This window comes from Massilia sp., from assembly GCF_031995545.1.
In the GTDB taxonomy this organism is placed as follows: Bacteria; Pseudomonadota; Gammaproteobacteria; order Burkholderiales; family Burkholderiaceae_D; genus Telluria.
Genome location: NZ_DAMAGA010000046.1, coordinates 12,300 through 38,677, shown reverse-complemented (window position 1 = coordinate 38,677; position 26,378 = coordinate 12,300). Strand labels below are relative to the sequence as shown.

Sequence of the window (26,378 nt, the reverse complement as noted above, 5' to 3'; positions counted from 1 at the left end):
CCAGCACATGTACAACTGGCAGCGCCGCTCGCAGGTGCTGATCAAGCAGCTGTAATATCGCACCCACGCATGAGCACCGGCCGGCAGCGGCGGGTGCAAATCTTTATAATGTCGGTTTTATCCAGAACTGCATAACAGGAGTACGACCATGGCCCGCACCGTCCACTGCATCAAACTGAACAAGGAAGCCGAAGGGCTGGATTTCCCGCCGGTGCCCGGCGAGATGGGCAAGAAGCTGTACCAGTCGGTCTCGAAAGAGGCCTGGCAGGCATGGCTCAAGCACCAGACCATGCTGATCAACGAAAACCGCCTGAACCTGGCGGACGACCGCGCGCGCAAGTACCTGGCGACGCAGATGGAAAAGCACTTCTTCGGTGAAGGCGCGGACCAGGCGGTGGGTTACGTGCCGCCGGCGGCGTAAGTTGTCGTTTTTGCGTATCGGTTACGTTTTACGCTGACGATACGCATGCAAACTTGGGTCCCCGCCTTCGCGGGGATGACGTGCAAAAGTAGTGGGTCAAAAGCTAGCTCGACCATTTGCCACTTACTTCAGAGCCGTCATCCCCGCGAAGGCGGGGACCCAAGTTTCTCAGCAAACCACCAGCATCACCAGCACCAGCAACCGACGCGAACCTCAAGCATCACATCCGCTTGCACTGCCTCAGCTCACAACGCGCAGTGAACACTTTGCCATCGTCGCAGCGCACACGGTACACCTCAATCGGACCCGGTTCGGTCATCAGCCCTGCGCCCTGAGCGCTCGTGCAGGCCTGCTCGCGCGCCAGCTTCTCGACCGTGGTGGACGAGATCCCGACCCTGAACGGCACGCGCTGAACCGCCGCCACATCCGACGACGGCTGAACCGCCACCGGCTCGACAGCCGCCGGCTCCATCCTGCTATTCAACACAGAACAACCGCCCAGCAGCACAGCTGCCAGTGCCAGCGCGCGTTTCATGACGTGGCTCCGATCAGAACGACAGGGTCTTGACGCCTTCGGCCGTGCCCAGCAGGCAGACATTGGCGCCGGCCTTGGCGAACAGGCCCACCGCGATCACGCCGGTGATCCCGTTAATTTCGTTTTCCAGCGCCACCGGGTCGGTGATCGCCAGGCCCGCCACGTCGATCAGCTCACCGCCGTTGTCGGTGATGTAGGGCTGATCGGTGCCGGCCTTCAGGCGCAGCTTCGGCTGGCCGCCCAGTGCCGCCAGCTTGCGCATCACCGACGCGCGCGCCATCGGGATCACTTCGACCGGCAGCGGGAATTTGCCGAGCGTCTCGACCAGCTTGGAGCCGTCCGCGATGCAGACGAACTTCTTGGCCACCGACGCCACGATCTTCTCGCGCGTCAGCGCCGCGCCGCCGCCTTTGATCATCGCGCCCTGCGCATTGATCTCGTCGGCACCGTCGATGTACACCGCCATCGACTCGACCTCGTTGAGGTCGAACACCGGGATGCCGTGGCCGCGCAGGCGTGCGGCGGTCGCTTCCGACGACGCCACGGTGCCCTTGATGCGGTCCTTGATCTTGGCCAGTTCGTCGATGAAGAAGTTGGCGGTGGAGCCGGTGCCGATGCCGATGATTTCACCGTCGACGACGTAATCGATGGCGGTGCGGGCTACTGCCTGCTTGAGTTCGTCTTGAGTCATGATGCGTTGGTAGGAGTCAAAGAAAATGCCGCCATTTTAGCGGATGTTGCGCCGCCTCCCGCCGAAAAAAGCCGCCGCAAACCCGCATGCATACGCGCCGAACATGCACGCCGCATTTGCCAATCCTGCCATCGTGCATCACACTCGTCTTTTCGCCGTCGCGCATCACACGTGAATCTCACGCATCTCTTCATGCATATCTTTACCAGGAAACGCCTCGTTGTCGCAGCCGTCGTATTGTCCGCCGGAGTAGCCGCCGCCTTCTTCCTCAAGCCCAAGAGCGACGCCATCCCGCATTCGAAATACCGCAGCAGCCCGGTCGACCGCGGCGCCATCCACCAGACCGTGACCGCCACCGGCACCATCAACCCGGTAGCCCTGATTAACGTCGGCTCGCAGGTATCCGGCACCGTGGCCGAGCTGAACGCCGACTTCAACGACCGCGTCAGGAAAGGCCAGGTACTGCTCAAACTCGAGCCGACCATCTTCAACGCACAGGTGGGCCAGGCCGAGGCCAACATCGCCTCGGCGCGCGCCAGCCTGCGCCTGTCGCAGGCGACCTTCGAGCGCAACCAGCAACTGGTGGAACAGAAGTTCGTTTCAAGCCTGGCGCTCGACCAGTCGCGGCGCGAGATGGAAGTGGCCGCCGCCAACCTCAAGCTCGCCCAGGCGCAGCTCGACCGCGCCCGCGCGGACCTGAACAACAGCGTGATCCGCTCGCCGATCGACGGCGTCGTCATCAAGCGCACCATCGACCTGGGCCAGACCGTGGCGGCCTCGTTCAACACGCCGAACCTGTTCCAGATCGCGCAGGACCTGACCAAGATGCAGATCGACACCAGCGTCTCGGAAGCCGACGTCGGCCTGCTCAAGGACGGCCTGCCGGCGCGCTTCGTGGTCGACGCCTACCCGGACCGCGAATTCCACGCCACCATGCGCCAGTTCCGCCTGGCGCCGAACGTGGTGCAGAACGTGGTCACCTACAACGTGGTGCTCGACGTCGACAACAGCGACGAACTGCTCAAACCCGGCATGACGGCCCAGGTGCGGCTGGTGGTGGCAAACCGCGACAACGTGCTGCGCATCCCGACCACCGCCCTGCGTTTCCGCCTGCTGGAAGAAGACCAGGAGGCTGAGCGCAAGCGCAACAAGGCCACTGCGCAGACGGCGCCAGCCTCACCGGCGCCGGCGCCCGAAGACGACGTTGCCTTCCGCAGCGCCAGCGAAACCGCGCGCATGTTCAAGGTCTACAAGCTCGATGCCAGGAACCAGCCGCAGGCGGTCGACATCCGCGCCGGCCTGTCCAACTTCCGGTATACCGAAGTGCTGTCGGGCGACCTGAAAGCGGGCGACCAGATCATCACGCGCGCGATCAACGAGCCGAAAGCACCATGACGACCACGAACGGAGCGCTGATCGACATCCGCGCCGTCACCAAGGCCTACGTCAGCGGCAGCGTCGAGACGCCGGTGCTGCACGGCGTCGACCTGCGCGTCGAGCGCGGCGACTTCGTCTCGATCATGGGGCAGTCGGGTTCCGGCAAGTCGACCCTGATGAATATCCTCGGCTGCCTGGACCAGGCCAGCGGCGGCACCTATCTGCTCGACGGCGTCGATACGCTCACCTTGGGGCGCGCCCAGCTGGCCGACATCCGCAACCGCACCATCGGCTTCGTGTTCCAGAGCTTTAACCTCATCAAGCGCATGAGCGTGGCCGAGAACGTCGCCCTGCCGCTGATCTATGCCGGCGTGGGCCGAGCCAAGGCGCAGGCGCGCGCAGTGGCCGAACTGGAACGCGTGGGCCTGGGCGAATTCGCGCGCCGCACGCCGAGCCAGCTCTCCGGCGGCCAGCAGCAGCGGGTGGCGATCGCGCGCGCCCTGGTCACCGATGCGCCGCTGCTGCTGGCCGACGAGCCGACCGGCAACCTCGACACCCAGACCAGCGACGACATCATGCGCAGCTTTCAGCAACTCAACCGCGAACGCGGCATCACCATCGTGCTGGTCACGCACGAAGCCGACGTCGCCGCCTACAGCCGGCGCCTGGTGCGGCTCAAGGATGGCCGGGTGCTGTACGACGGGCCGGCGGCCGAGGGACTGCGCCAGCTCGCGGCCAGCCACGCGTCGGCGCAGGCAGGAGCCGCATCATGAACCTGCTCCAGGTACTGGTCGAATCGTTCCGCTCGATGGCGGCGAACCGCCTGCGCACGGCGTTGACCATGCTCGGCATCGTGATCGGCATTGCATCGGTGGTGCTGCTGCTGGCGATCGGCGACAGCATGCAGCGCTTCATCGGCAAGCAGCTGCAGATGCTGGGCACGAACATGCTGTGGGTGATGCCGGGGGGCGATCGTACCGCCGGCCAGCGTGCGCGCGAAGGCAAGGTAGCGGCGCTGACGCTGGACGATGCCGAAGCGCTCAATGCCCTGCCCAGCCTGAGCGGCGCCGCGCCGGCGCTGCAGGGCAGCTTCAAGATCAGCGCCGGCAACGAGACCCTGAACAGCAACGTCAGCGGCGTCACGCCGGCGATGTTCGCGATCCGTAACTGGCAGGTAGCTCAGGGCACGATGTTCGGCGACGCCGACATCCGCGCCAGCGCGCGGCTGGTGGTGATCGGCCAGAAGGTGGCCGACCAGTTCTTCTACCGCACCGATCCGCTGGGGCGCTACCTACGTATCGAGAACGTGGCGTTCCAGGTGATCGGCGTGCTCGGCGGCGAAGGCCGCCAGGTCGACGGTACCGACCTGTCCGAACTGGTGCTGGTGCCGATCACGGCGGCCAGCGCCAACCTGGTCAAGTCGCCGTTTCCGGACAATGTGCACTACGTGGCGGCGCAGGGCCGGCCGAATGTGGCCCTGCCGGACGCGATCGCCGACATCGAGGAAGTGCTGCGCAACCGGCACCGCATCCGCCTCGACGACCCGGACGACTTCCGCATCCAGAACCTGAGCACCTTCGCCGACACCGCCAACAAGATCAGCGCCGGCGTCGCCCTGCTGCTGGGACTCATCGGCGCGATCTCGCTGCTGGTGGGCGGGATCGGCATCATGAACATCATGCTGGTGTCGGTGACCGAACGCACGCGCGAGATCGGGATCCGGATGGCGATCGGCGCGCGCCCGGGCGACGTGCTGCTGCAATTCTTGGCCGAGGCAGTGGTGATCTGCCTGGCCGGGGGACTGGTCGGGATCGCGATCGCGGCCGGCGGCGCGGCGGTCATCACGAAGTTCGCCGACTTCGAGGTGTACCTGACCGCGTCGGGCGTGATCGTGGCATGCGGCTTCGCGACCGTGGTCGGGATCTTCTTCGGCTTTTATCCGGCGCGGCGCGCATCAAGGCTGCTGCCGGTGGATTGTTTGCGCTACGAGTAAACTGATGCCATTGCAGGCCAAGGAATACCCATGAATATCGTCTTTCACACGACCGTGCGCCGCCAGCTTCCGGCGGCGCTGATATCGCTGGCAATTGTCGCCAGCATCCCCGCCACAGCGCAAGACGGGCAGGATGAGCCGACCGGCGCCACGCCGGCCACGAGCGAAGCGGCGGCGCGCACGGAATCCCCGGTCAAGATCAACGCGAAGAAGAACGCCGGCGACCTGTCGTACAAATCCTTTTTCGGCATTCAATCGCTGCTGCAATCGTTCCAACCGCCCGAGCCGCGCGTGATCGACTTTACCTACCGGCTCTCGTTCACCGAAATCGACGGCGCCGCGCGCGACGAATACGATCCGCAGACCTGGGGCGTCGCCATCGTCGGCGATACTTTCGACCAGGTGGTGCCGGTCGACCGCGGCGGCTATTTCCTGCTGCCGAACCTGCCGCAGGCGGTACAGGAAAGCGCCACCGTCATGTTCAATACCCAGACCCGCTGGCGCAGCCTGAACGTGGCCTTCAAGCTGCGCCTGTCGCCAGAGCAGACGCTGGAGTATGCCGATTTCGTTCGCGCCATCGACGAGTTCAAGATGGTGCAGGGCCAGGTGCCGTGGTACCGCTTCGGCCTGCGCGCGGTGCGCACTGCCAGCGTCGACGGCTTGCGCGCGTGCTTCCGCGCGGCCGACGCGCGGATCGAGATCGATGGCATGGCGGCCACGACGCGCGTCGAAGGCATGTGCCACGTGCTCAAATTCGACCCGGCCAAAGCTGCCGCCGGCCCGGCGACGATCGCCTTTGTCGGACCGCTCGACAACGTGACGCTCAACGACAGGGAACCTTGAGCGTCACGAAGCGGCGCGCTTGCGTCCGCGCGCCGGCTTCGGCTTTTCTTCTTCCGGCACCGGCTCGGGCGAATGCGACGCCATCAGCGCGTGCTGGTCTTCGTCGTCGTTCGACATCACGGTAAGCATCTCCACCTCGTCGCATCCTTCGGCCGTCAGGTAGGCGTGCCCCCATGCTCGAATCGAAATAGATCGACTGGCCAGCGCTCAAGGTCACTGGGGCGTAAAACTCGGTGTGCAGCACCATCGTCCCCTTCAGCACATAGGTGAACTCCTCGCCCGAGTGGCGCACCAGGCTGCCGAACTGTTTGACCGAACTGGCCCGCAGGCGCGTGAACAAGGGGATCATGCGCTTGCGCCATAGTTTGGCACACAGATAGTTGTAATCATAGTTCGGGGTTTCGACCCGCAGCGCCGTCTCCAGCGGGACTCCCTTCAACATTACTCCTTCAGCGGGGGAATAGCTCCGTTTGATCTTCCTCGCCAGTTCCCCTGCCAGAATCCAAGCTCTCCCGGTACGCCCAAGCGAGAATTAACACTTTCTCAACCCTCAATGGAGACAGCAATGGCCAGCGACGCATACCTTAAGATCGAAGGTATCAACGGAGAGTCAGAAGACGAACGGCACCGCAACTGGTTGGAAGTAAGCAATGTCGCCTATGCGGTCCACCAGCCGAGAGCCGACGTGGTTTCGACCGCAGGCGGGCACACCACCGGGCGAGCCGACCTGTACCCGATCAGCTTCACCAAGCTTGCTGACTTGGCTTCCCCCGTCTTGTTGCAAACCTGCGCCACCGGGAAAACCATTCCCAAAGCATCTTTCGAATTCATGCGCGCTGACGGCGACGGAAAGCCAATCACGTACTTCAAGATCGATTTGGAAAACGTAATGATTGCCAGCGTCAAGCCGGATAGTGGAGAAGGCGCAATCATCACCGAACGGGTCCAGCTAGCGTATGCCAGGATCAAATGGCACTACACCCGCCAGAGCATCCGGGGTGGAGCGCAGGGCAATACTTCGGGTAGCTGGGATTGCTCAGCCCATCGAGTGTGCTAGGGCGGAGGCGATATGTCCAAGCCTTACGAGGGAGCAGCAATGCTTGTCTGCCCACTTGAAGAACGCGACTTCGAGCACGTTTGTGCCGTTATCGTGACAGGGAGTGGGTTAAATGCATGTGGTCATACGCTATTACATATTGGTGAAAGTTGGAGCTGGTATGTCCATATCGCTGGCCCCTATAAATTTCCGAAATGGATGCCGGAGAACAACTTTATGCGGTACTTGAAAGAGAACAGCAAGCGTGAAATTCGCCGCTGGCCTATCAAGCTGCCGAACTTTAAGGGAGCGCATGACAGGCTGCATGAACTCACCGAAAAACCATGGTTCTGGGGCGCTGTGGTTCACAACTGCACTTCCTTTGCGGAAGAAGTGGTACAGGCAGGAGGAAGTAAAGCCTATCAGGCGTTCAACTGTCCAGCAGCGGAGCCATTCGCATGAAAACGACGTTCGTTTCGCTCGCCATCGCCTTGTTGATAGCGGTAATCGTTTGGGCTTCGATAATCGTCCTCGATCCCGGCATGAATCTCGACAGGGCCTATAACATCATTGTCGGCTCCTTCATCGGCTCGGCAGTCATCACAGCACTGGTGTTAATGCTTCGGGGCCGCCACAGCTAATTTTCAGACATGGCCCTGCATCTTGCCCGGTGCTTCAGATGCAGCATGCAGCGGCCATAATCACTGGGCAGATTCGCCATGCTGGACGAATCGGCAAGAAAGTTAGCCAACACTTCTTCATACAACGGCAGGCTGCCTGCATAACGTTGCTGGCGCATGGCTGCCGGCAAGTGCAAGTGCTTGAGTACGAAATAATCGGCCAGTAGATCACCTTGCGCTTCCATGTTGAAGTCCGCAAGTGTCTTCCCTGGCGCTAAGTCGTAGTCGTATGACAGTCCAACACGTACCGCCCCCCTCAAGCGCACTGCGTATCCCAGCTGATGTTGCCAGATATGCGCCATTTCATGAATGAACCAATGCATGACAGGTGGCTCACCACGTGTGTAGTCGGGAAGGAAACAGGAACGGTGAAAGTACATGCTGCCATTCGGCGTCATCGCGCAGTTGCGCGGCTGGAACGGCATGTAGCGCCGGTTGTAGATGCGGACCCGGCGGTAATCGATGGCGTCGCCAAATAGCAGCGACGCCATCGCGATCTCAGCTTCGCTCAGGGCGCGGAACCGGGATCGCATGTGCCAACTCAGGCGCGCAGCGCGGCTGCCGCTTTGGCCAGCTCGGTAATGCGGCCCCAGTCGCCGGCCTGGATCGCATCCTTCGGGGTCAGCCACGAGCCGCCGACGCAGGCCACGTTCTTGCAAGCCAGGAAAGCGGGTGCGGTCTCGATCGAGATGCCGCCGGTCGGGCAGAAGGTCACGTCCGGCAGCGGGCCGCCGATGGCGTTGAGCATGCCGACGCCGCCGGCCGGCACCGCCGGGAACAGCTTCAATTGCTTAAATCCTGCTTCGCGCGCCGCCATCACTTCGCCCGGCGTCATCACGCCCGGCAGCAGCGGCAGGCCGCTCGAACGCGCCGCCTCGATCAGCGCAGGCGTCAGGCCCGGCGACACGCCGAACACGGCGCCGGCGTCGCGCGAAGCCGCGAATTCTTCCGGCTGGGTCAGGGTGCCGACGCCGACGATGGCGCCTTCGACCTGGCTCATGGCGCGGATCGCACCCAGGCCGTGCTCGGTGCGCAGCGTGACTTCGAGCACGCGGATACCGCCGGCCACCAGGGCTTTCGCCAATGGCACAGCGTGCTCCGGATCGTCGATGGCGATGACGGGGATCACGCTCGCCGAGCGCATGATGTCAAGTAAGGTCATTGGGTTGCTCACTTTTGCGTCCTAAAGAGAAAGTCTTCGTCGGAGCCGGGCATGATTTCGCCGGCATCAATGCCATCGTGCAGCGGCACGGTGGTCTGGATCGGCGACGGCAGCGGGAAGGTGGCAGCACCCTCTTCCGCCGCGCTGATCGAATTGCGGAACACGGCGAACAGCTCGCGGCCCATGCCGATGTGGCTCTTGCTCAAATCGGCGCTGGCCATGCTGCGCGCGGCCCACACGTCCGGTGCCACCAGGGCATCGAGTTCGCCGGTGGTGGCGTTGACACGAATCAGGTCGCCATCGCGCACCAGGCCCAGTGGGCCGCCGGCCAGGATCTCGGGCGACACGTGGATCGCCGCCGGCACCTTGCCGGACGCGCCCGACATGCGGCCGTCGGTGACCATCGCCACCTTGAAACCGGCATCCTGCAGGTTGGCCAGCGCCGGGGTCAGCGCGTGCAGTTCCGGCATGCCGTTGGCGCGCGGGCCCTGGAAGCGGATCACGGCCACGAAGTCGCGGTTCAGCTTGCCGTCCTTGTAGGCGGCCATGAAGTCTTCCTGCGAGTCGAAGGTCAGGGCCGGCGCCTCGATCACGTGGTACTCGGCCTTGACGGCCGAGATCTTCATCACGGCGCGGCCCAGGTTGCCCTGCACCAGCACCATGCCGCCGTTGTTGGCGAACGGGTTGCTGGCCGGGCGCAGCACGGCTTCGTCGCCGCTCTGCACCGGCAGGTCGCGCCACACCACCTTGCCGTCTTCGCCCAGGAACGGCTCTTTACAGTGCGCGCGCAGGCCGTGGCCGAGGATGGTGTTGACGTCTTCGTGCGCCAGACCCGCATCCAGCAGTTCGCGGATCACGAAGCCCGGGCCGCCGGCGGCCTGGAAGTGGTTCACGTCGGCTTCGCCGTTCGGGTAGATGCGGGTCAGCGAAGGCACCACTTTCGACAGCTCGTCGAAGTCGTTCCAGTCGATCACGATGCCGGCCGCGCGCGCGATCGCCACCACGTGCAGCGTGTGGTTGGTCGAGCCGCCGGTGGCGTGCAGGGCGACGATGGCGTTGACGATACTCTTCTCGTCGACGATGCGGCCGATCGGCATGTACGAACCGCCCTGCTGCGAGATCGCCACCGCCTGCTGGGAAGCGGCGCGGGTCAGCGCGTCGCGCAGCGGCGTGCCCGGGGTGATGAAGGCAGAACCCGGCAGGTGCAGGCCCATCATCTCCATCAGCATCTGGTTGCTGTTGGCGGTGCCGTAGAAGGTACAGGTGCCGGCGCCGTGGTACGAGGCCGATTCGCCTTCCAGCAGTTCTTCGCGCGTGGCTTCGCCTTTCGCGTAGCGCTGGCGAATGGCCGCTTTTTCCTTGTTCGAGATCCCGGTGGTCATCGGGCCGCCCGGCACGAAGATGCCCGGGATGTGGCCGAAGTGCAGCGCGCCGATGAGCAGGCCCGGCACGATCTTGTCGCAGATGCCCAGGTACAGGGCAGCGTCGAACATATTGTGCGACAGGCCGACCGCGGTCGCCATGGCGATGGCGTCGCGCGAGAACAGCGACAGTTCCATGCCCGGCTGGCCTTGCGTCACGCCGTCGCACATGGCCGGCACGCCGCTGGCGAACTGGGCCACGGCGCCGACTTCGCGCACGGCGTCCTTGATGACTTTCGGGAAGTATTCGAACGGCTGGTGCGCCGACAGCATGTCGTTGTACGACGAGACGATCGCGACCGACGGCTGCTTGTATTCGCGCAGCTTGAGTTTGTCGTTGGCCGGGAACGCGGCAAAGCCGTGCGCGAGGTTGGTGCACGACAGCGCGCCGCGCTGCACGCCCTGGATGCGGGCGGCTTCGAGATGCGCCAGATAGGCCGCGCGCGAGGCGCGGCTGCGTTGGATGATTCGGTTGGTGACCTGTTCGACTACGGGGTGCAGCGCCATGTTCATTCCTTCCAAAATTTGTCTCTGATTTCTACATCTGAAATTTTACTACAGATTATTCATGTGCGCTGTAGTAGCGACTTTCCCCTGCTACAGCTGAGAGGGGTGAAAAATCGAGCGATCTGGAAGAAACCGGATGGAGACGCGCCACGTTCATTTTTTGTAGTGAATTTACGCGGCTTTGCTTGTATTATTCGATAATCTTGCCATTGCTAACATTGTGCCACGCACCCCTACTCCATGCGCCAGCCTTCCCTGACCTCTACTGCCAGCTTCCAGGAACTCGCCAACCACGCCGCCACCGCCACGAACTGGCAGATGCGCGACCTGTTCGCCGAAGATCCGCAGCGCTTCGAGCGCTACTCGAACGAGGCCGCCGGCCTGTTCCTAGACTATTCAAAAAATCGCCTCGACGGGCGCACGCTTGAACTGCTGGTCGCGCTGGCCAAAGAGCGCGGCGTCGAGGCCCGGCGCGACGCCATGTTCGCCGGCGAGCGCATCAACAACACCGAGGACCGCGCGGTGCTGCACACCGCCCTGCGCGCCCCGCGCGGCAAGGCCCTGACGGTCGACGGCCAGGACGTCAACGCCGACGTGCACGCGGTGCTCGACCGTGTGAAGACCTTCACCGACGCCGTGCGCAGCGGCGACTGGCTCGGCCATAGCGGTAAACCAATCACCGACATCGTCAACATCGGCATCGGCGGCTCCGACCTGGGTCCGAAGATGGTGGTGCTGGCGCTGCGTCACTACGCCCATCCGCGCCTGCGCATGCATTTCGTGTCGAACGTCGATGGCCACGACATGGATGCCGCACTGTCGCAGGTGGATCCGGAAACCACGCTGTTCATCGTGGCCTCCAAGACCTTCACCACCGCCGAGACCATGATGAACGCGCAGACCGCGCGCGCCTGGTTCCTGCGGAGCGCACCGGAAGAGGCGCTGGCGAAGCACTTCGTCGCCGTCTCGACCAATACCGAGGCGATCAAACAGTTCGGCATCGACCCGGCCAATATGTTCCCGTTCTGGGACTGGGTCGGCGGCCGCTATTCGGTGTGGTCGGCGATCGGCCTGCCGGTGGCACTCAGCGTCGGTTTCGGCTACTTCAGCGATTTCCTGGCCGGCGCGCACGAGCTGGACGAGCACTTCCGCAGCGCGCCGCTGGAACAAAACCTGCCGGTGCTGCTGGCGCTGGTCGGTTTCTGGAACCGCCAGTTCCTGGGCTGCGCCTCGGTGTCGATCGCGCCGTATCACCAGGACCTGAACCGCTTCCCGGCCTACCTGCAGCAACTGGACATGGAAAGCAACGGCAAGCGCGTGACCCGAGACGGCGAGCCCGTGGACACCCCGACCTGCCCGGCGATCTGGGGCGAGTGCGGCACCAACGGCCAGCACGCCTACTTCCAGCTGCTGCACCAGGGCACCGACGTGACGCCGATGGACTTCATCGCCGCGCTGCGCCCGGCGCACGAGATGGACAACCACCATACAGCGCTGCTGGCCAACTGCTTCGCGCAGTCGGAAGCCTTCATGAAGGGCAAGACCGCGGACGAGGTGCGCGCCGACCTGCGGGGCCAGGGCTTGCCGGCGCAGGAAGTCGAGCGCCTGACGCCGCACAAGACCTTCCCGGGCAACCGTCCGAGCAACACCATCGTGATGGAACGCCTGACGCCATCGACGCTGGGCGCCCTGATCGCGCTGTACGAACACAAGACCTTCGTGCAGGGCGTGCTGTGGAACGTGAACAGCTTCGACCAGTGGGGCGTGGAACTGGGCAAGGTGCTGGCCAAGAAGATCGAGGCCGAACTGGCGGGCGAACCGCAGCCGGCGAATCACGACAGCTCGACCAACGGCCTGATCGCGCGCGCCAAAGCGGCCGTCTGACAACCTGCGACGATATCGAATATGGCAATGGACAAATTTGAAGTGGTGCACGACACGCCGATGCTGGTCGGCGAATCCGCGCTCTGGCACGAAGTGGAGTCGGCGCTATACTGGGTCGACATCGACGGCCTCACCGTCAACCGGCTGCACGCGGCCAGCGGCAAGTTCAGCTCGTGGAAGATGGGGTCGGAACCGTCGGCGCTGGCGATCGACGACAACAACTGCCTGGTGGTGGCCACCCGCAACGGCCTGCTGCGCCTGAACACCACCGACGGCTCGGAAACTTCGATCGCCGACGCGCCGTACGACACCTCGAAGGTGCGCTTCAACGACGGCCGCGTCGATCCGGCCGGGCGCTTCTGGATCGGCACCATGTACGAGCCGCGCGACCAGCCGGCCGCCGAGATGTATGTGCTCGACAAGGACCAGCTGCGCTGCGCCTGGCGCGGCGGCATGACCAACTCGAACGGCCTGGCCTGGAGCCTGGACGGGCGCACGATGTACCACGCCGATACCACCACCCACCGCATCGACTGCTACGACTACGACCCGGCCACCGGCCAGCAAAGCAACCGCCGCACCCTGCTCACCTTTGCCAGCGACAAGAAGGCGGCGGACTACGGCGGCCGTCCCGACGGCGCGACGATGGATTCGGAAGGCATGTACTGGGTGGCGATGTTCGAAGGCGCGCGCGTGCTGCGCATCGCACCCGACGGCCGCATCGACCGCGAAATCAAACTGCCGGTGAAGTGCCCGACCTCGCTGTGCTTCGGCGGCCCGGACCTGCGCACGCTGTACATCACCAGCGCCAGCCATGGCCGCCCGGCGGAAGAGATCGCGCAGTATCCGCATACCGGCAAGGTGCTGGCGCTGCGGATCGACGTGGCCGGGCGCGAAGAGCCGGAGTATCGGATCTGATCATCTGGTTGGCGGCCCTGCCGCCAACCAGATGCCTCCTCTTCCCGACCGATCTGGCAGCATCGTGCGCGCCACGCCTCATGTAGTAGATTTTCTTGATACCCCAGTATTTGTGTAGTAAATTTACACAACATTCCCACCTTGCACCGACCTAGACCATGGCTCTTTCCGATTTCGACCTCGTTTTCTTTGGCGGCAGCGGCGACCTTGCGATGCGCAAGCTGCTGCCTGCGATGTATTCGCGTGACGTCTGCGGTGACCTGCCGGAAAGCGCCCGCATCATCTGCGTCGGCCTCGATGACCTGACCCAGGAGCAGTTCCTGCGCTTTGTCGAGACCAACTCGAAACCCCATATCAAGGAAGCGCCGCAAGAGGCCAACTGGCAGCGCTTCCTGGGTCGCATCAGCTACGTCGCGCTTAACGCCACCGACGTGCGCACCTACGAAAAACTGGTCGCCGCCCTGCGCGACGATCCGGCGCTGACGCGCGTGTATTACCTGGCCACGCCGCCGCAGCTGTTCGCGAAGATCTGCGACAACCTCGCGGCCACCGGCCTGGCCACGCCGAACTCGCGCGTGGTGCTGGAAAAGCCGCTCGGACGCGACCTGGCCTCGGCGCGCAAGATCAACCTGGACGTCGGCAAGGTGTTCGCCGAATCGCAGATCTACCGGATCGACCACTATCTCGGTAAAGAGACCGTGCAGAACCTGCTGGCGCTGCGCTTCGGGAACATCCTGTTCGAGCCGCTGTGGCGGCGCGAATGGATTTCTGACGTGCAGATCACCATCGCCGAGAAGATCGGCGTGGGAAATCGCCTCGGTTACTACGACAATTCGGGCGCGCTGCGCGACATGCTGCAGAACCACCTGCTGCAACTGCTGTGCATCGTGGCGATGGAGCCGCCGGCCTCGATCGCGCCGGACGCGGTGCGCGACGCCAAGCTGCAGGTACTGCGCTCACTGAAGCGCTTCACCCCGACCACGCTGAGCCAGAACATCATCCGCGGCCAGTACCGTTCCGGCTACATCGACGGCCAGCAGGTGCCGGGCTACCGTGACGAACCGGATGCGCCGAAGAGCTCCAAAACCGAGACCTTCGTCGCGATGAAGGCCGAGATCGACACCTGGCGCTGGGCCGGCGTGCCGTTCTACCTGCGCACGGGTAAACGCATGGCCGACCGCCTGGCCGAGATCGTGGTGCGTTTCAAGCCGATCCCGCATTCGATCTTCAACCAGCCGACGTCGAGTTTCCAGCCCAACAGCCTGGTGATCCGCCTGCAGCCGGACGAAGGCTTGTCGATGAACCTGATGGCCAAGACCCCGGGCGACTCGATGCGCCTGAAGCAGGCCGAACTCGAACTCGATTTCCGCGAGCAGTTCAAGGCGCCGCGCATGGAAGCCTACGAGCGCTTGCTACTCGACGTGCTGCGTGGCCAGCTGACGCTGTTCATGCGCGGCGACGAACTGGAAGCGGCGTGGGAATGGGTCGAACCGATCCTGGAACACTGGGAACAGGACGACACCGCGCCGGCGCCGTACACCTCCGGCACCTGGGGCCCGGCCTCGTCGAGCGCCCTGATCGGCCGCGACGGCCTGCAGTGGCGCGAAGAAGCGCTGCCGGAAGACTGAGGTAGTCACGTCCATGCTGCTCGACTCGATCCGCACCCAGCTCGATTCGCTGTCCAAATCGGAGCGCAAGGTGGCGCTGGCCGTACTGGCCGCGCCATCCGCCACGGTGAGCCAGAACATCACCGCACTGGCGCGCGCCGCGCAGGTGTCGGAACCGACCGTGGTGCGTTTCTGCCGCACGCTCGGCTACGACGGCTGGCATGAGTTCAAGCTGAAACTGGCGCAAGGCCTGGCGCTGGCGCTGCCCGGTGCCAGCGAAGCGCCGGATCAGGACGACCTGGCCTCGGACCTGATCAACAAGATCTGCAGCCGCTCGATCAACACCCTGCTCGACCTGCGCAACAATCTCAAGCCCGAGCTGATCCAGCAGGCGCTGGAAGTGCTGGCACGCGCCAACAAGATCGAGTTCTACGGCCACGGCACCTCGGGCTTCGTCGCGGCCGACGCCCAGCACAAGTTCTTCCGCTCGGGAGTGCCGACTGTCGCCTACACCGACCCGGCGATCCACTCGATCGCGGCAGCGCTGCTGCGCCAGGGCGACGCGGTGGTGGCGATCTCGCAGCGCGGCAACAACCCGGCGCTGACCCGTTCGGCCAAGCTGGCCAAGGCCGGCGGCGCCGACGTGATCGTGCTGGCGCCGTCTGGCACCCCGCTGGCCGAGATGGCGACGCTGTTTATTCCGATCGACCTGGTGTTCGCGACCGATCCCTACACCCCGATCTCGGCGCGCCTCGCCTACCTGGTGGTGATCGACGTGCTGGCCGTCGGACTGGCGCTGCGGCGTGGGCCGGAGTTCCGCAAGAAGATGCAGAACGCGCAGAAGGCGTTGCAGGAATTCGACATGCAGTTCGATTCGTTTATCGGCTGACTCGTTGGCTGACCTTTGGCTGACCCTTTGGCTAATGCGTGACCAAGCGGCCAGGCGCTCACGACACCTCGCGTGGGTGGCTGTAGAATAGCGGTTTTTCACCGCATCCCTACAGCGCCATGCACATCAATCCCGAACGCAGCGACCGTCCCGACTATGACCTGCTGGTGCGCCAGGTCGCCAGCGTCCTCGAGGGCGAACGCGACCTGACCGCCAACGCGGCGCAGTTTTCCGCGCTCGTCTATGACACTCTGTCCGACCTGAATTGGGCCGGCTTCTACCTCACCGTGCCGTCGAAAAAAGGCGAAGGCCAGGACCTGCTGGTCGGCCCGTTCCAGGGCAAGCCCGCCTGCGCCCGCATCCCGTTCGGCCGCGGCGTCTGCGGTACCACCGCCGTCAAGCGCGAGACCATCGTGGTGCCGGACGTGCATGCGTTCCCGGGGCACATCGCCTGCGATTCGGCGTCTGCTTCCGAGATCGTGCTGCCGGTGATCAAGGACGGCGTGCTGGTGGGCGTGTTCGATATCGACAGCCCGAAGCTGGACCGTTTTTCGGGCGAAGACCGCGCCGGCCTCGAGGCCATGATCGCGGCGTTTGTTGCAGGTACCGATTTCGCATGAGCCGGTTGAACGCGCCGGCGGCCGAGCTGCCGACGCGTTCAAACAGAACTCGCATCCCATCACCATCCCACCTTTAAACACGCCATGAACCAACTCGAACAACTCAAGCAATACACTACCGTCGTCGCCGACACCGGCGACTTCCAGTCGATCAAGGCCTACTCGCCGAAAGACGCGACCACCAACCCTTCCCTGATCCTGAAGGCCGTGCAGAAGCCGGAATACCGCCCGCTGCTGGAAAAAGCCATCGCTGATGCGCCGGACGCCACCACCGAAGGCATCGTCGACAGCCTCCTGATCGCGTTCGGCGTCGAAATCCTGAAGTACGTGCCGGGCCGCGTCTCGACCGAGATCGATGCCGCGCTGTCGTTCGACACCGAAGCCACCGTCGCCAAGGGTCGCGAACTGATCGCGCTGTACGAAAAGGCCGGCGTGTCGCGCGAGCGCGTCCTGATCAAGATCGCCTCGACCTGGGAAGGCATCCGCGCCGCCGAGATCCTGGAAAAGGACGGCATCCACTGCAACCTGACCCTGCTGTTCTCGCTGTGCCAGGCCGTGGCGTGCGCCGAAGCGAACGTGAAACTGATCTCGCCGTTCGTCGGCCGCATCTACGACTGGTACAAGAAGTCGACCGGTACCGACTACCAGGGCGCCGAAGATCCGGGCGTGCAGTCGGTGAAAGGCATCTACCAGTACTACCGCAAGTTCGGCTACCAGACCGAAGTGATGGGCGCGAGCTTCCGCAACACCTCGCAGATCCTGGAGCTGGCCGGTTGCGACCTGCTCACCATCTCGCCGGACCTGCTGCAGAAGCTGGCCGATGCGGATGCGCCGGTCGAGCGCAAGCTGGTGAAGGACGAGAGCGCGAACATCGAGAAGATCACGATCGACGAGAAAACCTTCCGCTTCATGCTCAATGAAGACGCGATGGCAACCGAGAAGCTGGCCGAAGGCATTCGTGCCTTCGTGGCCGATTCGATCAAACTGAAGGTGATGATCGAAGGGATGCGCTAAGCACTGGTCAATGCATAGGGTGCGCGGCGCAGCCGTCCACCCTACGCAGCTTGCGACATAGAGGAAAACGCCCGGTTCGCCCGGGCGTTTTTTATGGCGTTTTTATGGGTGATCAGCGCGCCCGCAGCCCAGCCAGGAAGGTATCGATCACCTCCCCGCCCAGCTCCACGAGATCGAACGCCTCCGACTCGAACAGCCAGTTCCTCAACAGCCCGTCGAGCATGATCCACATGCACATCGACGCATTGTGCGGATCGACGCCGGCCGGCAGCGTGCCTTCGGACCGGGCTTGCGCCAGCTGCGCCTCCATGCGTCCGCGCCACTCGCACACGGCTTCGCGCTTGCGGATGCGCGCCGAGTCGACTTCGTCGGTGAATTCGGTCTTCAGCGTGGCGATCTCGAACACGCGGCGCGCGGTGGCGTCAGTGACCACGATCTGCAGCACCGCCATCATCTCGTCGCGCAAGCGCTGCAGCGGATCGACCACCGGACGCTCGTCGAGCAGCTTCACCGCGGCGTCCATCGGCATCGTGGCGCGGTCCATCATCGCGCTGTAGAGCGCACCCTTGTCGACAAAATGCCAGTAAATCGCGCCGCGCGTCACACCGGCCGCGCTTGCGATATGCTGCAGCGTCGTCCGTGAAACGCCTTGTTTCGCGAACAAGATTTCAGCGGCGTCGAGGATGCTGTCGCGGGTCGCGGCCGCTTCTTCCTTCGTCCTGCGAACCATTTCTTGTAATCAACTCCAAAAATCGTCGGGGGCAAAACATTTTACATACAGTCGTGATAGTATATAAAATTATTTGCAAAAGCCAGCGTCGCTTTCACCCCCGACCCGATATATGACCGGGGTGTGACAGCGGCGTGTTTTACTAACTAGAAGGAAGCACACGTAATGCGCCCTGCCAACTCCTCATCCCCATCCCTGACCCGGGTTGCCGCCGCCACCATGGCCGCCCTGGTCCTGCTGTCCGCCTGCGGCAAGAAAGACGAAGCTGCCAAGGGCGGCGCGCCCGCCGGCCAGCAGATGCCTGCCCCCGAAGTCGGCGTCGTCACCACCAAATTCGAAACCGTCGCGCTACAGACCGAACTGCCGGCACGCGTCGAGCCGATCCGTACTGCGCAAGTGCGCGCCCGCGTCGACGGTGTGGTCCTGAAGCGTTCGTTCACCGAAGGCAGCATGGTCAAGCAGGGCCAGTCGCTGTACACCATCGATCCGGCCCCATACCAGGCCCAGCTGGCCGCCTCGCAGGCCGACCTGGCCCAGGCCGAAGCCAACCTGGTGCAGGCGCGCTCGCTGGCCAACCGCTACAAGCCGCTGGTCGAAGCCAACGCGGTCAGCAAGCAGGAGTATGAAAACGCCGTGGCCGCCCAGAAGACTGCCGAAGCGCAGGTCGCCGCGGCCCGCGCGCAGGTGCGCGTGCAGCAGATCAATGTTGGCTACACCAGCGTGAACGCTCCGATCAGCGGCCGCATCGGCCGTGCGCTGGTCACCGAAGGCGCACTGGTCTCGGCCGCTCAGGCCACCGAACTGGCGCTGATCCAGCAGACCGACAATATGTACCTGAACATCACCCAGTCAGCCACCGAACTGCAGCGTCTGCGCAAGCAGGGCGGCGGCGCCGACAACGTGCCGGTCACCGTCATCACCGAAGACGGCAGCGAACTGGCGCAGCGCGGCCGCCTGCTGTTCTCGGACGTGACCGTGGACCAGAGCACCGGCCAGATCACCCTGCGCGCCACCGTGGCGAACCCGAACAACGCCCTGCTGCCGGGCCAGTACGTGCGCGTGCGCATCGCCCAGGCCTCGCTGCCGAACGGCATCCTGCTGCCGCAACAGGCGGTCACCCGCGGCGGCCAGAATGGCGACACCGTGATGGTGGTCGGCGCCGACAACAAGCCGGTCGCCCGTCCGGTCAAGATCGGTTCGCAGCAAGGCGCGAGCTGGGTCGTCATCGACGGCCTGAAGGAAGGCGAAAAAGTGATGGTCGACGGCTTCCAGAAGCTGCAGATGATGCCGCCTGGCACCCCGGTGAAGACCGTGCAGTGGACCCCGGCCGCCGCCCAGCAAACGCCTGCCCAGGCCGGCGCCACCGGCGCCCAGCCGAACGCCGCCGGCGCGAATGCCGCCGCCACCGCGAATGCCGCCGACACGCGCACCCCGGACGCCGGCACGCCGGCTGCGGGCGCGGCCGCACCAAGCGACAGCAGCCGCTAAGAACACAAGGAACAGGAATTTCCAATGGCTCGTTTTTTTATTGACCGCCCAATTTTCGCCTGGGTGATCGCGCTGTTCATCATGGTGCTTGGCGGCGTCGCCATCAAGCAGCTGCCGATCGCGCAGTATCCGTCCGTGGCGCCGCCCTCGATCGTCGTCAACGTCACCTATCCGGGCGCCTCGGCGCAGACGCTGGAGGATTCCGTCATCTCGATCATCGAACGCGAGATGAACGGCGCCCAGGGCATGATCTACATGGAATCGACCAGCCAGGCCAACGGCACCGGCTCGATCACCATCTCGTTCGAGACCGGCACCGATCCGAACCTGGCCCAGGTCGACGTCCAGAACCGCCTGTCGCGCGCCACCCCGCGCCTGCCGCCGGCGGTGACCCAGCAGGGCGTGCGCGTCGACCAGGCGCGCTCGAACTTCCTGCTGTTCACCATCCTGTCGTCGGATGACCCGAATATCACCAACATCGAGCTGGGTGACTATGCCTCGCGCAACGTGCTGCCTGAAATCCAGCGTATCACCGGCGTGGGCCAGGCCCAGCTGTTCGGTACCGAGAAGGCGATGCGCGTCTGGATCGATCCGACCAAGCTGGTCGGCCTGAACCTGTCGCCGTCGGACATCACCGCCGCCATCCAGCAGCAGAACGCCCAGGTGGCCTCGGGCACCATCGGCGACCTGCCGGTGGCCAAGGGCCAGCAGATCAGCGCCACCGTGATCGTCACCGGCCAGCTGTCGAACGTCGAACAGTTCGGCAACATCGTGCTGCGCGCCAATCCGGACGGCTCGACCGTGCGCCTGAAGGACGTGGCGCGCATCGAGATCGGCGGCCAGGCGTATGCCACCACCGCGCGCCTGAACGGCAAGCCGTCGGCCGGTATCGGCGTCCAGCTGGCCCCGACCGGCAATGCACTGCAGACCGCTGAACTGATCAAGGCTCGCATGGCCGAGCTGCAGAAGTACTTCCCGAAAGGCATGAAGTACTCGATTCCTTACGACTCGACCACCTTCATCGACATCTCGATCGAACAAGTGGTGCACACCCTGGTCGAAGCGATCGTGCTGGTGTTCCTGGTGATGTATCTGTTCCTGCAGAACTTCCGCTACACCGTGATCCCGACCATCGTGGTGCCGATCGCCCTGCTCGGTTCCTTCGCCTGTCTGCTGGCGCTGGGCTTCTCGATCAACGTGCTGACCATGTTCGGCATGGTGCTGGTGATCGGTATCGTGGTCGACGATGCCATCGTGGTGGTGGAGAACGTAGAACGCATCATGGCCGAAGAAGGCCTGCCGCCGCTGGAAGCGACGCGCAAGGCGATGGGCCAGATCTCGGGCGCCATCATCGGCGTGACCGTGGTCCTGATCGCGGTGTTCGTGCCGCTGGCGTTCTTCGCCGGCGCGGTCGGCAACATCTACCGCCAGTTCTCGGTGGTGATGGTGACCTCGATCGGCTTCTCGGCCTTCCTGGCGCTGTCGCTGACCCCGGCGCTGTGCGCCCACCTGCTGAAACCCATCGAAAAAGGCCATCACGAAAAGAAAGGCTTCTTCGGCTGGTTCAACCGCAACTTCACCAGCGGCGCCAAGAAATATGAAGGCTTCGTCGGCGCCATCCTGAAACGCGCCGGACGCTGGATGATCGTGTTCGCGGTGCTGGTCGCCGTGGTCGGCGTGATCTTCACCCGCATGCCGAACGCCTTCCTGCCGAACGAAGACCAGGGCTACGTGATCGCCAACATCCAGCTGCCGCCGGGTGCAACCGCCGAACGTACCGGCACCGTGCTGCGCGCGCTGGAAGACTTCGTCATGAAGCAGCCTGAAACCGCGAACATCGTGGCCGTGACCGGCTTCTCGTTCTCGGGCCAGGGCCAGAACATGGGCCTGGCGTTCATCCCGATGAAAGCCTGGGACGAACGTAAAGAGCAAGGCCAGGACGCGCAATCGTTCGCCGGCCGCATCACCGGCCACATGGGCGCGCTGCGCGACTCGTTCATCTTCGTGGTGAGCCCGCCGCCGATCCCTGAACTGGGCACCGGCACCGGCTTCTCGTTCCGCCTGCAAGACCGTGGCGGCAATGGCCACGCCGCCCTGCTGGCTGCGCGTAACCAGATGCTGGGCATGGCCTCGCAGAGCAAGATCCTGACCGGCATGCGTCCGGAAGGCCTGGAAGATGCGCCGCAACTCAAGCTCAACATCGACCGCGACAAGGCGCAAGCCCTGGGCGTGACCTTCGGTGCGATCAATACCGCTCTGTCGACCTCGCTCGGTTCGTCGTACGTGAACGACTTCCCGAACGCCGGCCGCCTGCAGCGCGTGATCGTGCAGGCCGATGCGCCACAACGTATGCAGCCGGACGACCTGCTGCGCATCAATGCCCTGAACACCCAGGGCCAGCCGGTGCCGCTGTCGTCGTTCGCCTCGACCGAATGGACCACCGGCCCGATGCAGACCACCCGCTACAACGGCTACCCTGCGATGAAGCTGACTGGCGAACCTGCGCCGGGTTACTCGAGCGGCGACGCGCTGGACGAAATGCAGCGCCTGGCAGCCCAGCTGCCGGCCGGCTTCGCGTTCGAATGGACCGGCCAGTCGCGCGAAGAGATCCTGTCGGGCTCGACCGCATCGATCCTGATCGCGTTCTCGCTGCTGGCGGTGTTCCTGGCCCTGGCCGCACTGTACGAAAGCTGGACCATCCCGGTGTCGGTGATGCTGGTGGTGCCGCTCGGTATTCTGGGTTCGCTGCTGGCGGCCAGCATGCGCGGCCTGCCGAACGACGTCTACTTCAAGGTCGGCCTGATCACGATTATCGGCCTGGCGGCGAAGAACGCGATTCTGATCGTCGAATTCGCCAAGGACCTGCAAGCCGAAGGCAAGTCGCCGATGGAAGCGGCGCTGGAAGCGGCGCACCTGCGTTTCCGTCCGATCATCATGACCTCGCTGGCATTCATCCTGGGCGTGCTGCCGCTGGTGATCGCCAGCGGCGCCGGCTCGGCATCGCAGCGCGCCATCGGTACCGGCGTGATGGGCGGCATGATTACCGCGACCGTGCTTGGCGTGATCTTCGTTCCTGTATTCTTCGTGGTGATCCGTACGATCTTCAAGGGCAGCAAGCGCCAGAACGACATGTACGCCCATGCCCAGGAAAAACAGCACGCGCTGGAAAAGCAGGAACATCAGGCTGCACAAGAAGGAAACAAACCATGATGAAACAGATGAAACTCGCAACCCCGCTGGCGCTGGCCATGGCGCTGGCCGGCTGCTCGCTGGCGCCCGACTACCTGCGCCCGGCGGCGCCGGTAGCGGCCGCCTTCCCTGAAGTGCCGCAGGCGGCCAGCAAGTCGGCCAGCCCGCTGCTGGCCCAGGCCCCGGCCGCGGTGCCATGGCAGCAGTTCTTCGCCGACGCCCGCCTGCGCACCCTGATCGACCAGGCGCTGACCAACAACCGCGACCTGCGCATTGCCATCGCCAACATCGAGCAGGCCAGGGCCCAGTACCGCATCACCCGCGCCGACCGTCTGCCGACGGTGGGCCTGGGCGTGAGCGGCCAGCGCCAGACGGTGGGCGAAGACCAGCCGATCTCGAGCACCTACTCGGCCGGCCTGCAAGTCTCGGCCTTCGAGCTGGACCTGTTCGGCCGGGTGCGCAACCTGTCCGAAGCGGCGCTGGCGCAATTCCTCGCCACCGAGGAAGCGCGCAAGACCACGCAGATCAGCCTGATCGCCTCGGTCGCCAACGGCTGGCTGCAGCTGCTGGCCGACGAAGAGCTGCTGCGCATCACGCAAGAGACGCTCAAGACGCGCGAAGAGTCGGAACGCCTGACCCAGCTGCGCTTCGACAACGGCGTGGCTTCGCGCCTCGAGCTGCAACTGTCGCGCTCGCTGGTCGAGACCGCACGCGCCACCCTGGCCCAGCAGCAGCGCTTCCGCGCCCAGGACATCAACCTGCTGACGCTGCTGGTCGGCCAGCCGCTGGCGCAGGACCAGTCGCAGGGCGCCACCCTGGCCAAGACCGAGCTGCCGGACATCCCGGCCGGCCTGCCGTCGGACCTGCTGGCCAATCGCCCGGACATCCGCGGCGCCGAACAGCAGCTGATCGCGGCCAACGCCAACATCGGCGCGGCGCGTGCGAACTTCTTCCCGCGCATCACGCTGACCGGCAGCGCCGGCAGCGTCAGCGATCAGCTGTCGGGCCTGTTCGAGAGCGGCACCTGGGGCTGGAGCTTCGCGCCGCAGGCGATCCTGCCGATCTTCGACTACGGCCGCAACAGCGCCACCCTGGCCAGCGCCCGTGCCCAGAACGACATCGCCGTGGCACGCTACGAGCAGTCGATCCAGACCGCGTTCCGCGAAGTGGCGGACGCGCTGGCCGGCCAGGCGACCTACAGCGAGCAATTGCGCGCGCAGCAGGCCGTGACCGAGGCCGAAGCCGACCGCTTCAACCTGTCCGACCTGCGCTACCGCAGCGGCGCCGCCAGCCAGCTCGACCTGCTGGACGCGCAGCGCTCGCTGTTCGAGTCGCAGCAGGCGGCGGTGAATGCCAACCTGCTGCGTCTGCAGAACCAGGTGACGCTGTACCGCGTGCTGGGTGGCGGCTGGACCGAGCCGGCGGCTGCCGGCGCGGGTGCAGCAGCGACGCCGGTGGCGGTGCGCTAAGCAGAACGCCATGTCGCCGCAAGGCGACGCATCAACACCAACCGGGCCCGCGTGGCCCGGTTTTTTTTGGGTGGCACTCGGCGTAGTCACTCGATGTTCGACGGTACACCTGAACGCAGCGATATATTTCCAGGCTGTGGGGCGTGTGCAACCAATAGGTATTTCCACTGTGCAATAATATTGATCCTGAGCAGTACTTTGATGCTGGCGTAAAGATCCTCGCGCGCCCCATCATCCGCCTGACAACCCTTCTCTACATATCCCCATGAAAAATCTACGAATCGGCCCCCGGCTGGCCATTAGCTATGCCGTGGTCCTTGGTCTTTTAATTGTCCTGATTCTCGTCAGCCTGATGCGCATGAGCGGCATGAACGACGCCACCAACCGCCTTGTGAAGACCAGCATGGTCAATCAGCGCGCCGTGGCGGAATGGGCCAAGATCATCGAAGTCAACAGCACGCTGGCCGAGATGGCGTACCGCACGCAGGATGAGAACGTGGTGAAAGACATCGCCGCCCGCATGGAAGCCGGATCGGTGCGTTCGGCCGCGCTGCAAGAGCAGATCAAGGCTGGACTGCGCAATCCCAAGTCGCAGGCGCAATTCGAAGAAGTCAAAGCCTCCCGCGTTCCTTACCTGGAAGCCCGCAAGACCCTGATGGCGGCCAAGAATAGCGGCGACCAGGAAGGCGCCGAAAAGATTTTTGTCGAACGAATGCGTCCCGCCAGCATCGCCTACAACGCTGCCGTGCAACGGCTGGCCGTGGCGCAGCAGAACTCGGCGGAAAATTTTGCCACCGAAGCCACCGACACCTATGAAAATTCGCGCTCCACGCTCATTGCAGTGGGCATGCTCGCCGTCGTGCTGGTCCTGGGCTTCGGCGTCTATATCACGCGCTCCATCGTGCGTCCGATCCAGGATGCAGTGACGATTGCGCAGCGCGTCGGCGAAGGCCACCTCGACACCCGCATCGCGAGCGACGGCAAGGATGAAACCGCGCAGTTGCTGGCGGCGTTGCAGAAAATGAGCAGCAACCTGATCGTCATCGTCGACCAGGTGCGCAGCGGCACCGACACCATCGCCACCGCATCGGCGGAAATCGCCGCAGGCAACCAGAATCTGTCGAGCCGCACCGAACAGCAGGCCGGTTCGCTGGAAGAAACCGCATCGTCGATGGAAGAGCTGACCTCGACCGTGCGCCAGAATGCCGAGAACGCCCGCCGTGCCAACACGATGGCGGCGGAAGCCGCGGGGATTGCGGGCCAGGGCGGCGCCGTGATTACCAACGTGATCGGCACGATGAGCGAAATCAATGCGTCGTCGCGCAAGATCGTCGACATCATCAGCGTCATCGATGGCATCGCATTCCAGACCAATATCCTGGCGCTGAACGCCGCGGTCGAAGCGGCCCGTGCAGGCGAACAGGGCCGCGGCTTTGCGGTAGTCGCATCCGAGGTGCGCAACCTGGCGCACCGCTCGGCCGCTGCGGCCAAGGAAATCAAGGGACTGATCGACGATTCGGTGCAGAAGGTCGAAGCAGGCACGACCCTCGTGGACAATGCCGGCGCCACCATGGCCGACATCGTGCAAAGCATTTCACGCGTGACCGACATCATGAGCGAAATCTCGCATGCCAGCGATGAACAGACCGCAGGCATCGAGCAAGTCAATGAAGCCATCAACGAGATGGACCAGGTGACGCAGCAGAACGCCGCCCTGGTGGAACAGGCATCGGCTGCAACCGAAGCCATGCAGCAGCAGGCCGCGCAACTGGCCGACCTGGTCAGCGTCTTCAGGACCGGCGGCGCCGGCACGCACGCGGCGACGCCGCATGCCGGGTCACAAGCCAATCTGCAAGCCAGGCCGATGCAACGGGTCGCCCTGCCGGCCTGACGCGCCTCCCATC

24 protein-coding genes and 3 pseudogenes are annotated in these 26,378 nt (G+C 64.2%); 19 read left to right on the top strand and 8 right to left on the bottom strand.

From position 1 onward, the window contains the following. Positions 1–148: 148 nt before the first annotated feature. The gene (locus RTQ83_RS21735) at positions 149–421 is read left to right on the top strand and encodes an oxidative damage protection protein (protein WP_290416543.1); all 273 of its coding nucleotides are present in this window, start codon (positions 149–151) and stop codon (positions 419–421) included. Positions 422–641: 220 nt separating this feature from the next. Here RTQ83_RS21735 and RTQ83_RS21730 read toward each other — a convergent pair whose 3' ends face one another. Further along, positions 642–956 (bottom strand): hypothetical protein, encoded by a 315-nt coding sequence (locus RTQ83_RS21730; protein WP_312519319.1) that lies wholly within the window; start codon positions 954–956, stop codon positions 642–644. A 13-nt stretch (positions 957–969) separates the two neighbouring features. Further along, positions 970–1,647 carry a ribose-5-phosphate isomerase RpiA gene (gene rpiA, locus RTQ83_RS21725; protein WP_312519317.1) on the bottom strand — a complete coding sequence of 226 codons (678 nt, stop codon included), beginning with the start codon at positions 1,645–1,647 and terminating at the stop codon, positions 970–972. Between the two features lie 237 nt (positions 1,648–1,884). On the opposite strand from rpiA, the gene RTQ83_RS21720 reads away from it, so the two are divergent. The 5 genes and pseudogenes from RTQ83_RS21720 (at position 1,885) to RTQ83_RS21705 (ending at position 5,860) form a co-directional block, all read left to right on the top strand. After that, on the top strand, positions 1,885–3,042 hold the full coding sequence (locus tag RTQ83_RS21720) for an efflux RND transporter periplasmic adaptor subunit (RefSeq protein WP_312519314.1): 1,158 nt from the start codon (positions 1,885–1,887) through the stop codon (positions 3,040–3,042). Then, entirely contained in the window at positions 3,039–3,797 is a 759-nt protein-coding gene (locus RTQ83_RS21715) for an ABC transporter ATP-binding protein (protein WP_312519312.1), read from the top strand. Before RTQ83_RS21720 ends, RTQ83_RS21715 begins: the two co-directional genes overlap by 4 nt. Beyond that, positions 3,794–4,519, top strand: a pseudogene (locus RTQ83_RS24325) (ABC transporter permease); the annotation flags it as partial. The gene RTQ83_RS21715 and the pseudogene RTQ83_RS24325, both read left to right, overlap by 4 nt. Before the next feature lie 117 nt (positions 4,520–4,636). Next, positions 4,637–5,017 (top strand): annotated as a pseudogene (locus RTQ83_RS24320) (ABC transporter permease); the annotation flags it as partial. A gap of 30 nt (positions 5,018–5,047) precedes the next feature. Further along, positions 5,048–5,860 carry a hypothetical protein gene (locus RTQ83_RS21705; protein ID WP_312519306.1) on the top strand — a complete coding sequence of 271 codons (813 nt, stop codon included), beginning with the start codon at positions 5,048–5,050 and terminating at the stop codon, positions 5,858–5,860. Positions 5,861–5,863: 3 nt separating this feature from the next. On the opposite strand, the gene RTQ83_RS21700 is transcribed toward RTQ83_RS21705, so the two are convergent. Together RTQ83_RS21700 and RTQ83_RS24315 are read right to left on the bottom strand one after the other, a co-directional pair. Next, on the bottom strand, positions 5,864–5,995 hold the full coding sequence (locus RTQ83_RS21700; RefSeq protein WP_312519303.1) for a hypothetical protein: 132 nt from the start codon (positions 5,993–5,995) through the stop codon (positions 5,864–5,866). Positions 5,996–6,047: 52 nt separating this feature from the next. Beyond that, a pseudogene (locus RTQ83_RS24315) lies at positions 6,048–6,209 on the bottom strand (transcriptional regulator); the annotation flags it as partial. Positions 6,210–6,425: 216 nt separating this feature from the next. Between RTQ83_RS24315 and RTQ83_RS21695 the strand changes: the two are divergent. Genes RTQ83_RS21695 through RTQ83_RS21685 form a run of 3 tightly spaced genes read left to right on the top strand, consistent with a single transcriptional unit; the run spans position 6,426 to position 7,537 of the window. Then, positions 6,426–6,917, top strand: coding sequence for a type VI secretion system tube protein Hcp (locus tag RTQ83_RS21695; protein ID WP_312519301.1), 492 nt, complete (start codon positions 6,426–6,428; stop codon positions 6,915–6,917). A gap of 12 nt (positions 6,918–6,929) precedes the next feature. Next, positions 6,930–7,358 (top strand): hypothetical protein, encoded by a 429-nt coding sequence (locus tag RTQ83_RS21690; RefSeq protein ID WP_312519298.1) that lies wholly within the window; start codon positions 6,930–6,932, stop codon positions 7,356–7,358. Then, entirely contained in the window at positions 7,355–7,537 is a 183-nt protein-coding gene (locus tag RTQ83_RS21685; RefSeq protein ID WP_312519295.1) for a hypothetical protein, read from the top strand. The genes RTQ83_RS21690 and RTQ83_RS21685 overlap by 4 nt, the downstream gene beginning before the upstream one ends. Here RTQ83_RS21685 and RTQ83_RS21680 read toward each other — a convergent pair. From RTQ83_RS21680 to edd, 3 genes are read right to left on the bottom strand one after another with little or no spacing between them, the layout of a single operon-like run. Next, positions 7,534–8,109, bottom strand: coding sequence for a Rhs element Vgr protein (locus RTQ83_RS21680; RefSeq protein WP_312519293.1), 576 nt, complete (start codon positions 8,107–8,109; stop codon positions 7,534–7,536). The genes RTQ83_RS21685 and RTQ83_RS21680 overlap by 4 nt on opposite strands. Positions 8,110–8,117: 8 nt before the next feature. Then, positions 8,118–8,738: a bifunctional 4-hydroxy-2-oxoglutarate aldolase/2-dehydro-3-deoxy-phosphogluconate aldolase gene (eda, locus tag RTQ83_RS21675; protein WP_312519290.1), complete on the bottom strand. Its 621-nt coding sequence runs from the start codon at positions 8,736–8,738 to the stop codon at positions 8,118–8,120. A gap of 8 nt (positions 8,739–8,746) precedes the next feature. Beyond that, on the bottom strand, positions 8,747–10,666 hold the full coding sequence (gene edd / locus RTQ83_RS21670) for a phosphogluconate dehydratase (RefSeq protein ID WP_312519287.1): 1,920 nt from the start codon (positions 10,664–10,666) through the stop codon (positions 8,747–8,749). 240 nt (positions 10,667–10,906) lie between these two features. Between edd and pgi the strand changes: the two genes are divergently transcribed. The 6 genes from pgi to tal all read left to right on the top strand — a co-directional run bounded on the left by pgi (position 10,907) and on the right by tal (position 17,598). After that, positions 10,907–12,550: a glucose-6-phosphate isomerase gene (pgi, locus tag RTQ83_RS21665; protein ID WP_312519285.1), complete on the top strand. Its 1,644-nt coding sequence runs from the start codon at positions 10,907–10,909 to the stop codon at positions 12,548–12,550. A gap of 21 nt (positions 12,551–12,571) precedes the next feature. Next, positions 12,572–13,468 (top strand): SMP-30/gluconolactonase/LRE family protein, encoded by an 897-nt coding sequence (locus RTQ83_RS21660; protein ID WP_312519282.1) that lies wholly within the window; start codon positions 12,572–12,574, stop codon positions 13,466–13,468. Positions 13,469–13,626: 158 nt separating this feature from the next. Then, positions 13,627–15,096, top strand: a complete 1,470-nt coding sequence (gene zwf / locus RTQ83_RS21655; RefSeq protein ID WP_312519280.1) for a glucose-6-phosphate dehydrogenase — start codon at positions 13,627–13,629, stop codon at positions 15,094–15,096. A 13-nt stretch (positions 15,097–15,109) separates the two neighbouring features. Then, positions 15,110–15,964: an SIS domain-containing protein gene (locus RTQ83_RS21650; protein WP_312519277.1), complete on the top strand. Its 855-nt coding sequence runs from the start codon at positions 15,110–15,112 to the stop codon at positions 15,962–15,964. A 119-nt stretch (positions 15,965–16,083) separates the two neighbouring features. Continuing rightward, on the top strand, positions 16,084–16,584 hold the full coding sequence (locus RTQ83_RS21645) for a GAF domain-containing protein (RefSeq protein WP_312519274.1): 501 nt from the start codon (positions 16,084–16,086) through the stop codon (positions 16,582–16,584). Positions 16,585–16,668: 84 nt separating this feature from the next. Beyond that, positions 16,669–17,598 (top strand): transaldolase, encoded by a 930-nt coding sequence (gene tal / locus RTQ83_RS21640; RefSeq protein ID WP_312519271.1) that lies wholly within the window; start codon positions 16,669–16,671, stop codon positions 17,596–17,598. A 112-nt stretch (positions 17,599–17,710) separates the two neighbouring features. On the opposite strand, the gene RTQ83_RS21635 is transcribed toward tal, so the two are convergent. Then, a complete protein-coding gene (locus RTQ83_RS21635) occupies positions 17,711–18,328 on the bottom strand; it encodes a TetR family transcriptional regulator (RefSeq protein ID WP_312519269.1) in 618 nt (205 codons plus the stop codon). A 165-nt stretch (positions 18,329–18,493) separates the two neighbouring features. Between RTQ83_RS21635 and RTQ83_RS21630 the strand changes: the two genes are divergently transcribed. From RTQ83_RS21630 to RTQ83_RS21615, 4 genes are all read left to right on the top strand, one after another. Then, positions 18,494–19,816, top strand: a complete 1,323-nt coding sequence (locus RTQ83_RS21630) for an efflux RND transporter periplasmic adaptor subunit (RefSeq protein WP_312519266.1) — start codon at positions 18,494–18,496, stop codon at positions 19,814–19,816. A 24-nt stretch (positions 19,817–19,840) separates the two neighbouring features. Further along, positions 19,841–23,026: an efflux RND transporter permease subunit gene (locus tag RTQ83_RS21625; RefSeq protein WP_312519263.1), complete on the top strand. Its 3,186-nt coding sequence runs from the start codon at positions 19,841–19,843 to the stop codon at positions 23,024–23,026. Beyond that, a complete protein-coding gene (locus RTQ83_RS21620) occupies positions 23,023–24,474 on the top strand; it encodes an efflux transporter outer membrane subunit (RefSeq protein WP_312519261.1) in 1,452 nt (483 codons plus the stop codon). Before RTQ83_RS21625 ends, RTQ83_RS21620 begins: the two co-directional genes overlap by 4 nt. Before the next feature lie 265 nt (positions 24,475–24,739). Then, positions 24,740–26,365: a methyl-accepting chemotaxis protein gene (locus tag RTQ83_RS21615; RefSeq protein WP_312519259.1), complete on the top strand. Its 1,626-nt coding sequence runs from the start codon at positions 24,740–24,742 to the stop codon at positions 26,363–26,365. Positions 26,366–26,378: the final 13 nt, after the last annotated feature.